General features: G+C 59.2%; 6 protein-coding genes. 4 read left to right on the plus strand and 2 right to left on the minus strand.

Annotated elements, in window-relative coordinates:
• Positions 1-16: 16 nt before the first annotated feature.
• Complete coding sequence (locus tag AD669_RS12310; RefSeq protein ID WP_053120051.1) at positions 17-11362, minus strand: VCBS domain-containing protein; 11346 nt, start codon at positions 11360-11362, stop codon at positions 17-19.
• 261 nt (positions 11363-11623) lie between these two features.
• Here AD669_RS12310 and AD669_RS12315 point away from each other — a divergent pair, with 261 nt between their 5' ends.
• Together AD669_RS12315 and AD669_RS12320 are read left to right on the plus strand one after the other, a co-directional pair.
• Positions 11624-11911 (plus strand): hypothetical protein, encoded by a 288-nt coding sequence (locus AD669_RS12315; protein ID WP_053120053.1) that lies wholly within the window; start codon positions 11624-11626, stop codon positions 11909-11911.
• Positions 11912-12142: 231 nt separating this feature from the next.
• Positions 12143-12511 (plus strand): co-regulatory protein PtrA N-terminal domain-containing protein, encoded by a 369-nt coding sequence (locus AD669_RS12320; RefSeq protein ID WP_305728906.1) that lies wholly within the window; start codon positions 12143-12145, stop codon positions 12509-12511.
• A 70-nt stretch (positions 12512-12581) separates the two neighbouring features.
• Here AD669_RS12320 and AD669_RS12325 read toward each other — a convergent pair whose 3' ends face one another.
• Positions 12582-12974 (minus strand): DUF2541 family protein, encoded by a 393-nt coding sequence (locus tag AD669_RS12325; protein WP_172680107.1) that lies wholly within the window; start codon positions 12972-12974, stop codon positions 12582-12584.
• Between the two features lie 514 nt (positions 12975-13488).
• Between AD669_RS12325 and AD669_RS12330 the strand changes: the two genes are divergently transcribed.
• Positions 13489-15465 carry a choline BCCT transporter BetT gene (locus AD669_RS12330; protein ID WP_053120059.1) on the plus strand — a complete coding sequence of 659 codons (1977 nt, stop codon included), beginning with the start codon at positions 13489-13491 and terminating at the stop codon, positions 15463-15465.
• 43 nt (positions 15466-15508) lie between these two features.
• Positions 15509-18376: an HD domain-containing phosphohydrolase gene (locus tag AD669_RS12335; protein ID WP_053120060.1), complete on the plus strand. Its 2868-nt coding sequence runs from the start codon at positions 15509-15511 to the stop codon at positions 18374-18376.
• Positions 18377-18544: the final 168 nt, after the last annotated feature.

Here is an 18544-nt window from a genome sequence, read left to right on the forward strand (position 1 = left end):
TTTGCATTCTTGGAATTTATTCGGATCTGCTGCTGTTACCGCTGGGATTGCTGGTATGCAAGCGCTGGGCCGCGTGTCGCAGCTGCGCCGAGAAGCCTTTGCCGTGACGCGTTTCTGCGGGTTTTTCCGCGTGGATCGGATGTTTCGTCATGTTTGCCGGATCGAGCGCAAACAACGATGGATCACTGAGCAAACCGTCGGCACTCAAATTGGTGCGACCCTCACGGCCCTGCACCCAGAGCTGGTCGAACTCGCTGGCGCGGCGACTTTCGCGCACCGCTTGCGCCACGAATTGTCCCGGCACCAGACCCAAGCCGTTACCCAACGAATCAACCTCGAATTCCCCCACCGAGGCCAGACGCAAATTGCTGCCATCGACACCGTAGCTGGTCAGCTCGTTGACCTCGGCGTAGCGCTCGACCACCGGGGTGATGAAGATCGCTGGTTGCGGATCGGGGATCAGGAAATCGCTGGAATCCAGATCACTGTCACGACTGAAACGGTTGCCGCCATCCGGTGCCGGAATGAACGGCGTGGCGATGTCCAGGGTGATCACCAGTTCGGCCTGATCGCTGGCGCCGGCGCGGTCATTGATGGTGTAGGTGAACACGTCACGCAGTACGCGGCCGAGTCCGGCTGCGGCGAGCACGTCCGGGTTGCTCTGATCGATGGTGTAGGTGTAGCTGCCGTCGGCGTTGAGTACGAGCGTGCCGTAGAGGCCTTTGATCGGTTGACCGATCACACCGTCCGCGCCTGAACCCGCTTCGGCGCCGGTGCGTACGCCAACCACGACCAGGCTGTCATTGGCATCGATGTCACCATCGTTGGGCAGCACGTTGCCAGTGGTTTGTGGCCCGGCGATCTGATCGCTGGCGAAGCCGCTGTCGTTGCGTGCAATCGGCGCATCGTTGGCGCCCTGAATAACCACGGTCAAACGCGCGTCGGCAGTTGCACCGGCGGTGTCGACCATGCGGTAGGTGAAGGTTTCGCTGAGGGTTTCACCGGCCGTGCGCAAGGCTTGAACCAGCGGATTGTTGTTGTCGATGACGTAGGTGTAGCTGCCATCAACATTGATCGTCAGTTGCCCATAAAGGCCCATCAATACCTGCCCGGCGCCTGCCGACTGACCGGCCTGATTGCTGACGCTCAAGACGTGTTTGCTTTCGCCATTGGCGACGCTGTCGACATCGCTGTCGTTGTCGAGCACGTTGCCGGTGGCGTTGCTGCCTGGAGTACCGTTGTTGACGCCGCCGGCTTCGACGGCCACGGATCCATCATCGACGGCAGTCGGCGTGTCGTTGCGACCATCCACCGTCACGCGCAGTTCGGCGGTGCTGGTGTCACCCCACTTGTCGACGATGGTGTAAGTGAACACTTCCGACAGGGTCTGGCCACTTTGACGCAAGGCTTGCACGGCGGCGAGGCTGTTATTGACGGTATAGGTGTAGCCGCCATCGGCGTTGAGCAACAGAGTGCCGTACTGTCCTTGCAAGGTTGTGCCCACGGTGCCGACCGTGCCGATATCGCTGGCGGTGCCGGTATGGATGCCGATCACCGTCAGCGGATCGCTTTCAGCATCGGTGTCGTTGTTGAGGACGTTGCCGCTCGGGTTGACCCCGGGTTGGCCGTTATTGACGCCGCCGGCCTCGACCGCCGTCGCTGTGTCGCCATTGGCCACAGGTGCCGAGTTGCGCCCGCGAATGATGATGTGGATTTCCGCCAGATCATTCTGCCCGCCACTGTCGGTGACCTGATAAGTGAAACGCTCGTTGAGAAATTGCAGTGGCCCCAGCGCCAGAACGGTCGGGTTACTGGAGTCGAGGTTGTAGGTGTAGCTGCCGTCAGCGCCGATGATCAACTGACCGTAGAGGCCGTTGATCAACGTGCCGTTGCTGTTGTCGGTCTCGGCATTGACGTCGGTCAGGGTGCCGTTGGCCCCTTCAGCACCGAAGCGGATACCGGTGACGGTTTTGCTGTCACCCTGATCGACATCGGTGTCGTTGGGCAGCACGTTGCCGCTCGGATTGACCCCGTTGTCATTGCCGTTATCGGCCACGGCGACAGCCAGATCGTCTGCCGCGACCGGGGCATCCCATGCGCCGTCGATGCGAATGCTCAGTTGCGCGGTATCAGTGGCACCGGCGATGTCGCGCATGCGGTAAGTGAAGGTTTCCACCAGCGAATCGCCAGCCTTCAATGCTTGAACCGCCGCCAGATTGTTGTCGAGCACGTAGCTGTAAGTGCCGTTGGCGTTGATGGTCAGGGTGCCGTACAGACCGGCGAACGATTGCGTGACGCCAATGGTGGTGAACGTCCCGCCCGCCGCTTCGGTACCACTGCGAATGCCAGTGACCAGCATCGCGTCGTTGGCATCGACATCGTTGTCATTGGTCAGCACATTGCCGGTTGGATTCACCCCCGGCGTGCCATTGAAAGTACCGCCGGCCTCGACCGAAACCGTGCTGTCATCCGTCGCCAGCGGGTTGTCGTTGGCACCGCGAATGGTGATGGTCAGCGACGCGGTGCTGGTAGCGCCGGCGAGGTCCCGGATCTGGTAGGTGAACGTTTCGCTGAGGGTGTCGGCGTTACTGCGCAGTGCCTGAACCTGCGGATTGAAGTTGTCGACCAGATAGCTGTAACTGCCATCGGCATTCAAGGTCAGTCTGCCGTAGGTGCCATTCAAGGCACTGCCGACCAGGCCCACCGAGCTGCCCTGATTGAAGCCGACCACGCTGATGACTTCACCGTTGCCATCGACGTCGGTGTCGTTGGTCAATACGTTGCCGGTCGGGTTGACGCCCGGCGTGGCGTTGTTCAAGCCTCCGGCTTCGACGGCCGTGGCGGTATCGTTCTGCGCCACCGGCGCGTCGTTGCGCCCCTGAATATTGATATTCAGCGTAGCGCGATCCGTCGTCCCGGCAGCGTCGATGACTTCGTAGCTGAACGAGTCGAGGAGGCTGTTGCCAGCGCGCAAGGCCTGGACTTCAGCCATGTTGTTGTCGAGGCGATAGCTGTAGCTGCCGTCGGCATTCAGGGTCAGCCAGCCATAAGTGCCGCGCAGTTCGGTGCCCAAGGCGCCGGCGGTGCCGGTGTCGAGTTCGCTGCCGGTGCGCACTGAGGCGACCGCTTTGGTTTCGCCATAGTCATGGTTGGGCAGATCGCCAGGCACTTCGCCGCCGTCAACGTCGGTGTCGTTGTCCAGCACGTTGCCGACCGGATCCTGGCCTGGAAGCGAGTTGTTGACGCCACCGGCCTCGATAGCCAGACCGCTTTCATCGTTCGCTACCGGGTTGTCGTTTTGCCCACGGATCAACACGATGATTTCCGCCGAGTCGGTTTCCGGGGTCGCGCCAACGCCATCGCTGATGGTGTAGGTGAAGCGCTCCAGCAGTAGATCGCTGCCACGGCGCAGGGCCTGCACGTCGGCGTTGTTGTTGTCGACCTCGTAGACATAACTGCCGTCGGGGAAAATGGTCAGTGTGCCGTAGATCCCGGCAACGACAGTGCCGCCGAGATTGACTGCGACCGGCGTGCCAGCACTGCCTTCCGGACCTGCCTTGATCAGCGTGACGGTCAGCGGATCGCCGTCCGGATCGAAGTCATTGACCGTAGCGTCGCCCGCCGGATTGACGCCCGGCGTGAGGTTGTTGATGCCACCGGCTTCGGTGGCGATGCTCACCACGTTCTGCGCTACCGGTGGATCGTTGACGCCGCGCACGGTGATCACCAGTTGTGCGGTGTCAGTCAGGCCGGTGGTGTCGGTGATGCGGTAAGTGAATACTTCGGTCAGGGTCTGGCCGGTGGCCAATGCCTGTACGTCGGCGTTGGTGCTGTCAACATCGTAGAAGTACGAGCCGTCGGCGCCTATGCGCAACGTACCGTAAAGTCCTGCCACGACTGTGCCGTTGCCCGAGGTGGTGCCGGTAGCGACGCCGCTCAGTACATCGACGGCCGGGTTGTAGCTGGCTTCTGGTTTATTGATGACACCATTGACCACCAACTGACTGCTGGGCCGATCGTTGTCATCGACGTCCTGATCGACGCCGTTGCCGCCGGGTTGATCAATGCTGCCGGGGCGGCTTGGAAAGAGAATGACGTTGCCGCTCGGGTCGCTTTCTACTGCGTTGCCGTTGGTTGAGGCGGCTTGTGCTTCGGCAGCGTCATCGCTGGCCACCGGATTGTCATTAGCACCCTGAATCGTGATGCGCAGTTGCGCGACATCGTCCAGACCGCCGGTGTCGGTGAGGCGGTAGCTGAAGAATTCGATCAGTTGTTCGCCGGCACTCAGGCGCTGCACCGTGGTGTTGGCGTTGTTGATCACGTAGGTGTAAGTGCCATCGGGGTTGATGGTCAACGTGCCGTACGCGCCGATGATATTGGTCGGCCCGCTGACCGCCGTGAAATCACCCGAGCCCGCTTCGGCCGCCGCACGGATACCCGTCACGGTGCGGGTTTCGCCATTGGCCACGCTGTCGACGTCCTGATCGTTGGTCAACACGTTGCCGGCGGCAGGGCTGCCGGGGGTGCCGTTGTTGATGCCGCCAGCCTCAACCGCCACGCCGTCGTCATTGATGCCCAGCGGCGTATCGTTGGCGCCCTGAATGGTTACGGTCAACACGGCGGTTGACGTCGCCCCGGCAAGGTCGGCAAGCACGTAATTGAAGGTGTCTTGCAGGGTCTGGCCGGACAGCCGCAACGCCTGCACGGTGGCATTGTTGTTATCGACGACATACTCGTAGGAACCGTTGCTGCCGATGAGTAATTGGCCGTACAGACCGTTGACGACCACCACGCCGTTGCTCGGTATCGGGATCCCGGCGCCGGGGCCAACCGACACTACCTGCAGCGAATCGGCATTGGTGGCGATGTCGACATCGGTGTCGTTGTCCAGCACATTGCCGCGCGGGTCGACGCCGGCCGAGGCGTTATTGGTGCCGCCGGCTTCGATGGCTGTGGCGCTGTCGTTGACGCCGACCGGGTTGTCGTTGACCGCAGCGAGGACGATTTGCAGAGTGTCGGTGTCGGTCAGTGCATCCGCTGCCGTACCGGGAATACCGTCGCCATCCGCATCGCCGTAATTACCACGGTCATTGCTGATCACGGTCAGGGTGTCGATGCCGTTGAAGTTGGCGTTGCCCAGATAACGCAAACCGGCCAGCGCGGTGTTGATGTCGGCGAGGTTGCCGGTCAAGGTCAGGGTAGCGGTGTTGGCGCCAGTGACGGTCACGCCCGGCACGGTTGCACCGAGGAACAGCGTGCCCTGCGTCACTTGCAGGATCACACTGATCGCACGGTCGTTGACGTTCGGATCGCGGTTGGCGTCGACGTCGGCAACGCTGATGCCGCCGATCGCCAGCACGATATCTTCCTGACCGTTTTGCGTGCCAGGCAGGGTGTTGACCGGCGCGTCGTTCTGTTCGACATAACCGGCGTTGGCGCTTTGCGCGGCAGCATCGCCGAGGCTGATGGTGATCTGACCAAGAGTGCCGGCATCACTGTCGACGCGTACGCGCAGATCACCGATCGGTTGCGGATAGCTGACCAGGCCGGCCGGCACATCAATGCGGAATACGCCCAGCGGCAGCACGCCGAAACGGTACTGACCGTTGGCATCGGTGAGGGTGGAGAAAATCAGGTTGTCGGCAGTGGTCGCCAGATTGCCGTCGGCACCGGCCCACGTCAGGGTCACGGTTTGTCCGGCGAGGCCTGCGCCGTCCGGTGTGGCGCTGGCGGTCGGGCTGGCGGTGTCGTTCCACAACGTGCCGCTGATCACGCCGAGCCCGGCGTTGTCGCGCAGGATGTATTGGTTCGGACCAACGGCGCTGCCGTCACGTTCGCCAGTGGTGGTGCCGTCGACGCCGACGCTGTTGCCGCCCCAACTGGTGAAATCTTCCGGCAGGCTGCTCCAGGTCAGTGTTGCGTTGCTGCTGGCGACGATGGTCGAGTTGGGCAGGGTGACCTGATAGCGCACTTGAATCTGTGCGCCGACGTCGAGCTGGTCGAAATTCACGCTCAAACCGCCGCTGGTGCTGAAGCTCACACCGGCCGGCAGGTTGCCCGGGCCGTAGGTCACGCCGTTGATGCTAATACTGACCAGCGTGTAGTTGCTGCCGCCGGCAAAGCTGTCGCTGACTTGCGCGTCGAATGCGGGCAGGCCACCGTTCTGGGTGAAACTCAGTTGCACCGTGGCATTGCCGGTGGTGCCGGTTGGATTGGGATCGAACGCAACGATCTGTTTGTCGAGGCCGCTGAAGCTTGGCTCGACGATCCGCTCCAGCACCGTATCGCTGACGGCCCGTCCGCCGCCGTTGACTATTTCCCGGGCTGTTGCACCCAACTGAACGCCGGCAACGTTGCTGGCAATGTTGGTGACCCTGACGTTGAACTCTATGGAAACACCTTCCAGATCGTCATCGTCGCCGGCGTTGACCACGTTGCCCAGATTGAACGTCACCACCTGGCTGCCGTCGGGATTGGTGATCACGGTCACGCGGCTCGGGTCGAACACGCCTTGCGGGGCGGCACCTGAAAGGTTGGCGGTAATCGGCAGGGCTTCCGGGCTGTTTTCGTTGCCATCGATATTCAGCGTGCCCCCGACGATCAGGTTGGCATCACTGCTGAGCCCACCGTTGGAAATAAAGGCGATGCGCAGCGCATTCACCAAGGCGTCCGGGGAGATGAATTGCAAGCCGTTGGCCAGGGTGATCTGTATCTGGTAATTGGGGTTGTCACCCTCGGGCACGACCACCACGACACGGTAGCGGATGACTTCGCCGACCGTCACTTGCTCGACAATCGCGGTGGTCGGCGAGGGCGCGGCGGTGTCCGGCAGACCGCCGACCCGGGAAATCTCGATGGCCTGGGCCACAGGGATAATCAATGTCGAGAGGTTGCGGTAATCGTTGAGTGTGCCGCCATTGAGTGTGCCGTCGACACCGGTGCGCTCACCGGTATTGGCGCCATCAAGGCTGGTCCACTGCACGCTGGCGACGTTGGCGATATTCGATTGCGCGGCAGCGCTGGCGTTGACGACGCCCGACAGGCGCAAGACGATGCTGCCGCCCTTGGCAATGTCGATATTGGCGCCGTTGGCGGTCACCAACTGCCCATTGATGATCTGGAAATCGACGCCGCCGTTGTTGGTGGCGCCGTTCTGATACAACACGCCCACCAGCGTCACGTTACTCAATTGGGTCGGCAGGTTGTCGAGGAAACTGATATCGAACGCGGTGAAATCGTTGCTGCCATTCCCATTGCTGATGGTAATGGTGAACGTCACCGTATCGCCCTGATCGTAACCACCGAGGCCAGAGGTCGAGGTGATCACCTGGTTGATCTGCAGCGTTGGTTCGCGCACGGTCACAGTGGGCTGGCCACCAGTGAGCGCGACGTTACGGTCCTGCGCGACCGTGCCATTCGGCGTGCTGCCATCAGGGTCGCTGTAGGTCAGTTGCGCATTGTTTTGCAGGGAGACGTTGGCCTGGTTGGCGATGACGTTATTGGCCACCAGTTGCAGGCGAATCACAAAGGTGTTGTTGCCAGTCACGTTGTCGGCCGAAACGCTGGACACGCTGAAGGTCCAGCGCGCATCGACGCCGTCAGCGCCCAATGCGCCGCCGACACCGGCGAAACCGCTGATCAACACGCTGCCGGCGAAATCGGCACCGAGTGCGCCGCTGCCGGCGCGGGTGGTGATGATCTGATAACCGAGGCCGCCGTTGAAACTGGTGTCCAGACGCATGCCCGGTGGAATCAGATCCTGAATGCGCAGGTTCTGCGTGGAGCCTTCGGGCAGGCTGATGACGATGTCGTAACGCATGCTTTCGCCGACCACCAGATCGCTGCCGGTGGTGTGTGTGGCGCTGGAATCGCCGTTGTCGAGCGAACCGTCGGCGAAGCCTTTTCTGATCACCGGCGCGGCGACTTGCTGGTTGGCCAGATCGGTCAGATCGGTCGGGGTGAAATCGGTGCCATTGTTGACGCTCGCGTAGTTGTTCAGGGTCGCACTCGATTGCAGAGTGCGATTGGCTTCGATGGTGCTGCTGACCACCACGTCATAACTGATCACCACGACGTTGGCGCCGCTGGTGTCAGCGGCGGTGCTGGCGCGTCCGGCGAGCAAAGTCGCCTGTCCGCCGGCATCGAGGAAGGTAATCTGGTTGCCACTGACGCTGTAATCAGTGCCGAGTACCAACAGGGTGCCGTCACCGCGATAGATCTGCAGATTGGCCGCGGCCAGACTGCCTCCAACAAAACTCAGCCCCGTGGGCAGGGTGATGCTGGTGCCGACATCGAACGCGCCGCCGCCACCGGTGTTTTCAATCGCGGTGACCAGGCGCAGGCGATCAGCGCCGTCAATGTTGCTGATGTTGCCATCCACGGCGGCGAGATCGGTGACGCTGCCATTGAACGGTACGCCGGTGCTGCCCGGTGGATTCCAGCTGCCGGTGGTGCCAGTGACGGTGCCGTTGGTGCCTGAAACCACGCCGTGTTTGATGTTCAACACTGGCTCTGCGACGGAGACGATCGCCACCACGTCCGAGGAAATCAACGTGCGGTCGGTGAGGGTGGTTTGCTGGGTCGATTGCGCAAGCACATCCAGCGAGCGCTGGTCGGCAAAGGGTTGATCGCCAACGCGCACGGTAAAGCGAATGACGATGCGGCTACCGGTGGTGGTGTTGGTGGCAAAACTGCCGAAGTCGAACACCACGGAATTGCCATTGGCGCTGGTCACGCTGACGACGCCGCCGGCATTGGTATTGCCCGGGCCCAGTTGCCACTGACCGACATCGCTGCCGCTGCCCCAGGTCACGCCGTTTACATTGAACAGCGGCAATGGCAGATACGCGGTGAGTTTGAATTGCTCGTAGTCACCGGTGACCAGGTCATAGCTCAGCTCGAACGTGACTTCATCGCCCGGACGCAGTTCGCCGTTGCCGGGTGGTGTGCCGTTATTGACCTCGACCAGACTGATGTCGACGGTACTGGTCGGAATCACGCTAGTCGTCGAGGAACCGTCAGTTTCGCTCTGACCGGTCAGGTTGAACTGATCCACCAGCAACGTGCCATCGACGGTGGCCGTGTTGCCCAGCTCATCGCCTTCATTGATGTCCGGTTGCGGGTTGCCCGACGGTGGCTTGTAGGTCTGACCGACCACGGCCGAATAGCTCAACACCGCGAGCACGGCGCCTTGCAGCGTGTCGTCGAAGGCCAGATCGCCGTTGAGCCAGCCGCGGATATTATTCGATGAATTACGCAGCGACTGGCCGATGTCGAACACGATCGAGGTGCTGCCGTCAGCGTTGGCCACTGACGTGGTCACCAGGTTAATGGTTTGCGCAACGCCATTGATGGTCACGGTGACGGTCGGCGTGCCGCTCAGGGTCTGGCCGTCGCTGAGTTGATCGCGCACCACCAATTGCCCTTCGTTGAAGAAGTCCTTGCCGAAGGCGAAGTAGTCGGAAATCGCCACATTGAGGCTGTATTGCAGCGTGTCGCCGGGGCTGATGCCGACGTGGCCGATATCGGTTTGCATCGACACGGTTTTCAGCAGCGTGATCGACTTGGCCACAAACTGTGTGCCCAGGCCGGTGCCGCTGAAATCAATGGTGGTGTTCGGTGCGGTCACGTCACGCGGATCAAGCGGCGTCCATTGCCCGGACGCGGTCGGAGGGCCCATGGTGATCGTGACAGCATCACCGGTGACCGGGTTGATCACTGGCTGACCGTTGGCATCGACTTCTGGTACGTAAAACGCAACCACGGTGTCGGTCTTGCCGGTGAGGGTGGCGTACTCGACCGTGAACGAATTGATGTACACGTCGTTCGCGGCCAGCAACACGGCAATTTGCGCAGGATTGCTGACCACGGTGCCGTCGTGCAGGGTGATCGACGCGAGACGGCCACCGGCCCCCGGGGTAATCGAATTAACCTGAATGTTGTCCGGCAGCGGTTGGGTGATGACCACATTGGTCAGGGTCTGCCCCGGCGCGGGTGTGGCCGACAGCGTCAGCGTGCGCGCGTAGTTGGGGCCGCTGACCGTTTCGCCTTCGGGAGCATTGATGATTTCGCTGACGGTGATGACCGTCGGATGCACGACAAACGCTGCGGTACCGGCCTGAATCAGGCTTGGGTCGTTGGTCGGATTGTCCAGCGCATCGTTACCGAACTCGAAGCCACCGCTCGCGCGTAAGGTCAGATCCGGCGTGCCGTTGGAAAACGAGGTGTCAGCCAGATTGCTCAGGCTGGCGGTGACCTGCACGCTGATCAGCGGTTGCTGGTTGGTAACACTGGCAAACGGCAGTTCGATCACCACCAGTTTGTCGCCGGCGCGCATGCCGTAGCTGGCGGCATTGATGATCAGAAAGTTGCCGCTGGCGTCTTTTGCCAGCGGGTGGGTCGCGTTGCCATTAGCGTCAAACGTCAACACTTGGGCGGTCAGGTTCTGACCAAGGAACGTGGCAGAAATGAAGTTGACGCCGTCATCGCCATCCTTGCCGGTGGCCGGCATGGCCAGGTTGATGAAGGGCGCGAAACCGGTCTGGCCCGAGGTGTTGCTGAAATTCACGGTAAAGGTAAACCGCTCGCCGATCAGTACATCGGTGCCGGCGGTGGTGACGGTCGCAGTGGGCGCAGCGTCGGCCAGCAAACCATCGAAGTGGCTCATGGCCAGGCCGCTGATGGCGATGCTCTTGTCGATGTCACCGACTTTGGTTTCCAGCGTCCAGTCGCCGCCAGCCTTGGCACTGCCGGTGTCATTGCTGGAGGCGCCGACATCGGCACCTGTCCAGCGCGCCAGTTCGGTGACCAGCGTTTGCCCGGCAGCCCCAGCGCCGACGTCGCAGCCGTACAGTTGAATGTCCGCACCCTGCGTGAGGTTGCCGCGCCATTGTTCGAGGGTTTTGCTGAGGGAGTCGACGTTGTCCGAGGTAATGGTGCGATTGCCGAGGGTGAACTGGCCGGATGCGCCGTGGGACATCACTTGTATTGAGTCGACCTTGCCCAGTTGCGCCAAAGCGGCAGAAATGGCGGTGAGACCGTCCTCGCCGACGTTGACCACAATCGCCGTGACATTGCCGGGCAATTGCGCCAGCAGTTGGTCGCGGTTTTCGATACGACTGTCGATCACCAACAGGCTGCGCGCCGCTGATGGCGCCTGTTCTGGCGTGGCGCGGGCTTCGGTGGGCGTGGCATGCGGGACTTGTGCATCGACCGCTGCCGGCGGCGCAGCAGGGTCGCTGTGATGCTGGTCGACAGCGGCAGACGCGGCGGCGCCGTCAAAGAGAATCCTTGGCTCCAGCGCAAGGGCCTGACGTTGTGGGCGCAAATGGGAGCCAAACTGCGAACGAGGAGACTCTTGCATCGTTTCCATACCTCTAACTGCGTGGTCAGAAATTTCGTCCGTATCAAGTCCTTTACGAACAGATTCAGCGTAGGACTTTTCTTGTGGTTTTCCAGTCTGTTGCAGAAAAAACTTATAGCCAAAAAATCGCCGCGTCTACACGTGCGAAAGCCCAAAAAAAAACAGTGAATTTAAGGAAATTTCCTATAGCTCAGCCTCGGGCATAGCGATGAGACTACGCGCCCGCGAATAGACAGATATTTCATCCACAGGAGCGACACAATGACCAAGACAATGTGGGCCATGGCCCTGGTATTACTGAGTGTGAATGCTCAGGCTGGCGTAATGAATCCGGACTGCACCGCAGAAAAAGCAGCCAAAAGCACCGCCATGAAAGCCACGGTCGGTGTCGGCGGGCGTTGTTCGCCGAAGGAGGCCGCAGCTGACACCGTGGGTCTCCAAGGAAAAAAAGACTCGGTCTCTGACATCAAAGGCAATGTTGATGAAAAAGTGAGCGCTGCTACAGACAATTTGGGCCGCAAAGCCGTCAAGAAGGCAGTCACGAACTAATTGGCGTGAATTGATTCAAGTCGAGATCGAAAATACCGAGATTTAGGAAATTTCCTACAGAAGTGGGCGCCTGCTGACGCTAGTTTCTGAGTGCTAGTGAAGTGCAGCCCTTAGAGCCTCTTTCATTTCACTCCCCTGAAAGCGGCTCTAAGTGCAGCACTCTCAGCCGACAGTGTCGGATGAACGTTGATACTTATAAAACAACCAGCGCCTATCGCTATGGGAATAAAAATGAATCACTTCAAAACTGTATTTCTTGCAGGGGCAATGCTTGTCTCTTCCGCTGTTTTCGCTGAAGGCGGCGGAGACCGGACGTTTGCACACATCGAAGACCTGCTGCGCATGCAGCAAGCCTCGGCAATGATGTTGGCCGATATCGAAAAAATGCCGAAAAAAGATCAGGGGCCGATGATGGGCGAGCACATGAAAATGCTCGGCGATGTCATGGATCAACTGGGTAAAGCCACGCCCGATAGCGCCATGTCCGACAAGGACAAAATGGTCTGGATGCAGAAGCATCAGGCGATCGTTGCTGATGTACTGAGCCAGATGCGTCGTGAGCACGCGATGATGTTTTCGCAAAGCCACAACCTCAACTAACGGCTTCTCTCGGCTCGGCCTGGCATTTGCCTGTGGTCGGGCCCAGTGCGTCCGGCGGTCAGCGCAAACCTTACAGAATCACATCCGCGTGCCCGCGACCGCTGCCCCGGGTGCTGTACCAAAACTCGACTTTGCGAATGCTGCGTTTGCCGGAGCCACGTAAATCGATCGGGCGCGTTTCACCGCCTTGCGGGATGAAACGGCGCACATTGAGGTTTTCAGTGGCGCCATTGTCGTACACCACGACCATGCGGCGCAGGTCGAGCGGGGCATCCTTGACCTTGATTTTCAGGCGTCGATAACTGTCGCGAAAACCGCTCACGCGGATGGTGTCGTGATCCCTGGAAAGTTGTGCTTCTGCGCGTCCCAATCGATCCCAGTTCAAGCCGCTTGCGTTAGCCGCTGCCGTCCATGCGCTCAGTAACAGAAATGCGTACGTCGCCGCTTTGAAGGTTTTGTTCATCCGGGTTTTGCCCATTGAGTTGAGGAGGGCAAGTTAATCGGGCAAGGGCATGGGGACTTGATGTCGCGCGAATCGCAGTTGATGTATGACGAATTGTGGTTCAAAGGATGGTGTTGGTTAACTGAGTTCAAATTCAGGGAATAGGCAAATGCGATTAATAAAAAATGATCACCCAAGTTGGGTTTTTATGATCCTGTTATTCGCAGGACTTGTATTTGATGCAGTGCTTTTTTATCTGACAGCTTGAGCATCGTTGTCGCGCTGATCGCGGGTGTATCTGTAGATCTGAAAACTTGACTGCCCATTTGAGGTGCCATCGGAAGTTTCCTACAGACTCTTACATACCTGTCCGCGTAAAAAACACACTTCCTGGCCCGGGACTGTAGCCTTGGTGCTACCGCATAAGCCTTCTTGGTCGTGCGCGCACGTCTATCAGTCGCACCTCGTCAACCCGGCCGCTCTCCATTCCTGGAGTCGTACCCCATGCGCTTCCCCCAAGGAACGCTGTTGTTCAATGAAAAATGCTCCTGCTACTCGGACTACCCTCAATCCTCCGGTCTTCTATACCTCTGCGGCATTGACGCTAGCACTGGTCGCGTTCGCTGTGCTGGCTCCTCAACTGGCACAGGGGGTGTTCGACCAAGTGCAACGCTGGATCGTCGCCAACCTCAGCTGGTTCTATGTACTGGCCGTCGCTGTGGTGCTGATCAGCGTGCTGTTTCTGGCGTTCGGACGCTTTGGTGATATCCGCCTGGGCCCTGATCACAGCCGCCCGGAATACAAAAGCGTGACTTGGTTCGCCATGCTGTTTTCCGCCGGGATGGGCATTGGCCTGATGTTTTTCGGCGTTGCCGAGCCGGTCATGCACTTCAGCAACCCGCCGATTGGTGATCCGAGCACCGTGCAGGCTGCGCGCGAGGCGATGAAAATCACCTTCTTTCATTGGGGGCTGCATGCCTGGGGCATTTATGCCGCTGTCGGTCTGGTGTTGGCCTACTTCAGCTTTCGTCATGGATTGCCGTTGACGCTGTGTTCGGCGCTTTACCCCTTGATCGGCGAGCGCATTCATGGGCCGATCGGCCATGCCGTCGATGTCTTTGCGATTCTGGGCACGGTATTCGGGGTTGCCACTTCGTTGGGTTATGGCGTTCTGCAGATCAACAGCGGTTTTCATCAGCTGTTCAATTTGCCCGTCAGCACCACCGTGCAGATCGGGTTGATTGTGTTGACGTGCGGCTTGGCGACTATTTCTGTCGCCAGCGGCCTCAATCGCGGGGTCAAGCTGTTGTCCGAGATCAATCTGGGGCTCGCGGCGATTCTGCTGGTATTTGTGCTGGTGCTGGGGCCAACGGTTTTTCTGCTGCAAGCCTACGTACAAAACACCGGAGCCTACCTCTCTGAAATCGTCGGCAAGACCTTCAATCTATATGCCTACAAGCCAACAGGCTGGATGGGCGGCTGGACGCTGCTGTATTGGGGTTGGTGGTTGTCGTGGTCGCCTTTTGTCGGCCTGTTCATCGCACGGATTTCCCGTGGCCGCACTATCCGCGAATTTGTCTGCGGCGTACTGCTGGTGCCGACAGGCTTCACGCTGTTGTGGATGACGGTATTTGGCGACAGTGCGATTCACCTGATTCTCAACAATGGCCTGACGCAACTGGCGGATACGGTCAATCAGGACAGCTCGTTGGCGCTGTTTGCGTTTCTCCAGCATTTCCCTTGGTCGCACGTGCTGTCGCTGATTGCAGTGGTGATGGTCATGGTGTTTTTTGTCACGTCGGCGGATTCCGGCGCATTGGTGGTGGATATGCTGGCATCGAAAACCCAACACAATTCGCCGATATGGCAGCGGATTTTCTGGTCCGTATTGATCGGGACTGTAGCGATCGCGTTGCTGCTGGCCGATGGCTTGAAAGCCTTGCAGACAGCGACGATCGCCAGTGCGTTACCTTTCGCGATTGTTCTGTTGCTGGCGCTGTGGGGGCTGTTCAAAGCATTGCGCGTGGACGCCGACAAACGTCAGCTGTCGCGTCAGCCTCTGCCGGGCATTCTCGGCAGTGCGAAAGAAGGGGTGTGGCAGCAACGCTTGCAGCGCTTGGTGCACTTTCCAGAACGCGAAGCGGTTGCCTTCTACCTACGCGATGTCGTCGCCCCGGCCTGCGAGGCGGTGGGTCGCGAAATGGAGCTGCGAGATGTCCGTGCGTCGGTGAGCAGCGCTGACAATGGTCGTGTTCGGCTGAACGTCAGTCTGGGTGATCAGACACCCTTTACCTACGAGGTGCGACTGCGCTCGGTGGCACTGCCGGTTTTTGCGCCCTCCAGCAATAACGATCAGATTCACACATCGCGTTATTTCCGTGCCGAAGTTTTTCTTCTCGAGGGCGGTCAAGGCTACTGCATGATGGGGTGGGCTCGCGAAGACGTTATCACTGACATCCTCAACCAGTATGAGCGGCACCTGCAGTTTCTGGGGACGCAGCAATGCGACTGAAACTTGCAGGCGAAGCGTTGATTGCGTTGCCGAGGCCACGTTGATGAAGGGTCATTTTTCCTTGCGCTGTGTGCTGATGCTGACGATCACAGTGCTGGTCGTCGCGACGGGGGCGAGCATCGCCGAGCTGACGTTTGAGCGCACGAAACGTCTGCTCAATGAACACGCACTGGAACATGCCTCGACTGTTGCCGAAGCGGCCACCCGAACGTTTGACAGTAGCCTAGGCCCGGCCCGCTCGGCGATTCGCCTGCTCGCACTCAGCTATCGCGGTGAAACGCTCAACGTTCAGACGTTTGAGCACTATCTGGAGTCCATGGCGGCGGTACTCAAAAGCTCGCCGGCCATCGACTCGGTATATATCGCTGACGATCAGGGCAGTGAGTTGTACCTGCGCAAACGCCAGGGAGGCAGTGCATTGGTCACCGGCAGTGCGGGTTATGTGGCGTGGATCATTCAGCGTACCTCCACGGGAACCCGTGCCATGACCGTGTTTTACGATGATCGGCTGCAAATGATCAGCGGCAAAACGGATCAGGATCTGGCGAATTTCGACCCGAGATCGCGACCCTGGTATCAAGATGCGTTGACTCAACGAAAGTTGATCCGTACGCGGCCGTATGCGTTTTTCCCCAGTGGTGACATTGGCTCTACTCTGGCTATTGCCACTGAAAACGGGCGCGCGGTCGTCGGCATTGATTTACTGCATCACCAGATGGATGAGGTGCTCAAACGTTACCGGTTGACGCAAAGCACGGCTTTCGCGCTTTACAATGCGGACGGCCAGGTGCTTGCCAGTGATCGCCCCGAGGTATTCGCTGGCGGTATCAAGCGCTCGCCGCTGGTGAGTGCGTTGGGCCATCCCGCGCTGGCGGCATTGGCGACGTTGCCCGCCGATTCTGCTTTCTCACCGCTGGGGGTGACGCGAGGCCAGCTGCAAATTGACGGCCAGCTCTGGCACCTGGAGCGCCGCCGTTTGCAGGTGGATTCGACCCAGCCTTTGTATCTGGGAATGGTCGCTCCCGACAATGAGCTGCTCGCCAAAGCCAACCAGTTGCGCGACGACGTTCTGCTGCAAACCTTGTTGATCCTTGCGTTGACATTGCCGTTTGCTTTCTGGCTTTCCGGTTATCTGGTCGCACCGATCACACAACTAACGCGCAACGCCAGGAATATGGGCGACTTCAACTACAGTGCCTGGCCGGTTACACGCAGCCGAATCAGTGAAGTCAATGAGTTGAGTGCAGCGCTTGAGCAGAATCGTTCGACGCAGGAGCGTTTTCTCGAACTCATCACGCAACTGAGCCAGGAAGCCGATTTTGTGCGGATGCTACCCACGTTGCTGCGCACCATCTGCAAGGCGAGCCAGGTGAACGGTGCGTTGCTGTGCATTCGTCCTGAGCCAGAGCAGGCATTGAGTGTCATGGCTGGACGTTGGGAGGAGTCCGAGTTGGACATAGCGGTGCTGGGCGATGCTATCGGCCAATTCAATCTTGAAGAAGCGCTGTTGGTCGGGGTGTGCCAGTCCCGCAAGGCTGATCCGAAGGCTTGTGCTGCGCTGGGGTTGCCGCCTGCGGCGACGCTGAGCGTGCCGTTGTTCACGCGTAACGATCATGAGGTGGGTGTCTTGCTGTTGTTCAGTCGCCAGGCATTGAGCGCTGACCAGATCCGCTTTGTCGAGGTGATATCGGGAATAGTCGCTGTCGCGCTTGAGGCGAGGGGGCTCATCGAGCGCCAGGCCGCATTGTTCGAGGCGTTCATTCAATTAATCGCTGGGGCGATCGACGCCAAGAGCCCATATACCGGCGAGCACTGCTCGCGGGTGCCGAAAATCGCGAAAATCATTGCTGAAGCTACTTGCGCTGAGACGCAAGGGCCCTATGCCCGTTTCCGCATGAGCGAAAGCGACCACCGCGCGCTGCATCTGGCTGCCTGGTTGCATGATTGCGGCAAGGTGACCACGCCTGAATACGTCGTGGACAAAGCGACAAAACTGGAAAGCCTGTATGACCGGATTCATGAAATCCGTACCCGTTTTGAAGTGCTCAAGCGTGATGCCAATATTGAGTATCTGCAGGATTGCCTGGCAGGCGGAGATGAAAAGGCCGCACGTGAGATCAGAAATAACCTGTGGCAGACGCTCGACGATGAATTTGCCTATATTGCGCGTTGCAATACCGGGCGGGAGTTCATGGACGAGGAGGGGCTGCACAAGCTGCGAGCCATTGGTTCGCGTCAGTGGTTGAGGACGCTGGATGACCGCCTGGGGATTTCCGGTGAGGAGCGTGTGCGCAAAGAGGCGCAGCCGATGCAGCCGTTGCCGTGTATGGAAAACTTGTTAGCCGATCGACCCGAGCAGCGTATTGCCCGCAATCCAAAGGAAAACCTCGATCCGCAGGGTGTCTGGGGGTTCAATATGAAAGTGCCCGAGTTGTTGTATGACCGCGGCGAGTTGAAAAATCTGTCGATTCAGCGGGGCACCCTCACAGCCGAGGAGAGGTACAAAATCAATGAGCACATTGTGCAGACCATCGTCATGCTCAATGCCTTGCCGTTTCCTCCAGAGTTGAGTCAGGTGCCTCAAATTGCCGGCGGGCATCACGAACGCATTGATGGCAAAGGTTATCCGCGAGGGTTGAGCGGGGATCAGTTGCTTCCGCAGACGCGGATGATGGCTCTGGCCGATGTATTCGAGGCGCTTACTGCACAGGATCGACCGTACAAGCCGAGCAAAACATTGTCGCAGGCCCTGCAAATCATGCGCGAAATGTGTGAGAACGGGCACTTGGACGCGGAGCTGTTTAACGTATTTCTGCGATCCGGCGCCTGTTTGAGTTATGCCAGTGATCACTTGCATCCCGATCAGGTGGATATCAGCTGCACTGACGTGTATCTGTGCGCCTCTGCGTGACATGTTGGCGCGTTAAGGTAAAAAATGGCGCTTAAAGACGTTTTTTCAAAGACCCTTGTGTGTTCTCATTTAAATCGTCTGGCGCGTATTGCAAAGTCGTAAGGCAATCGCAGCTTAGATGAACTCATCGATTTAGGAAATTTCCTACACTGTTTGGTTTTTTTTATC

It is taken from the genome of Pseudomonas sp. P1.31 (assembly GCF_001269815.1).
Lineage (GTDB): Bacteria > Pseudomonadota > Gammaproteobacteria > Pseudomonadales > Pseudomonadaceae > Aquipseudomonas > Aquipseudomonas rustica.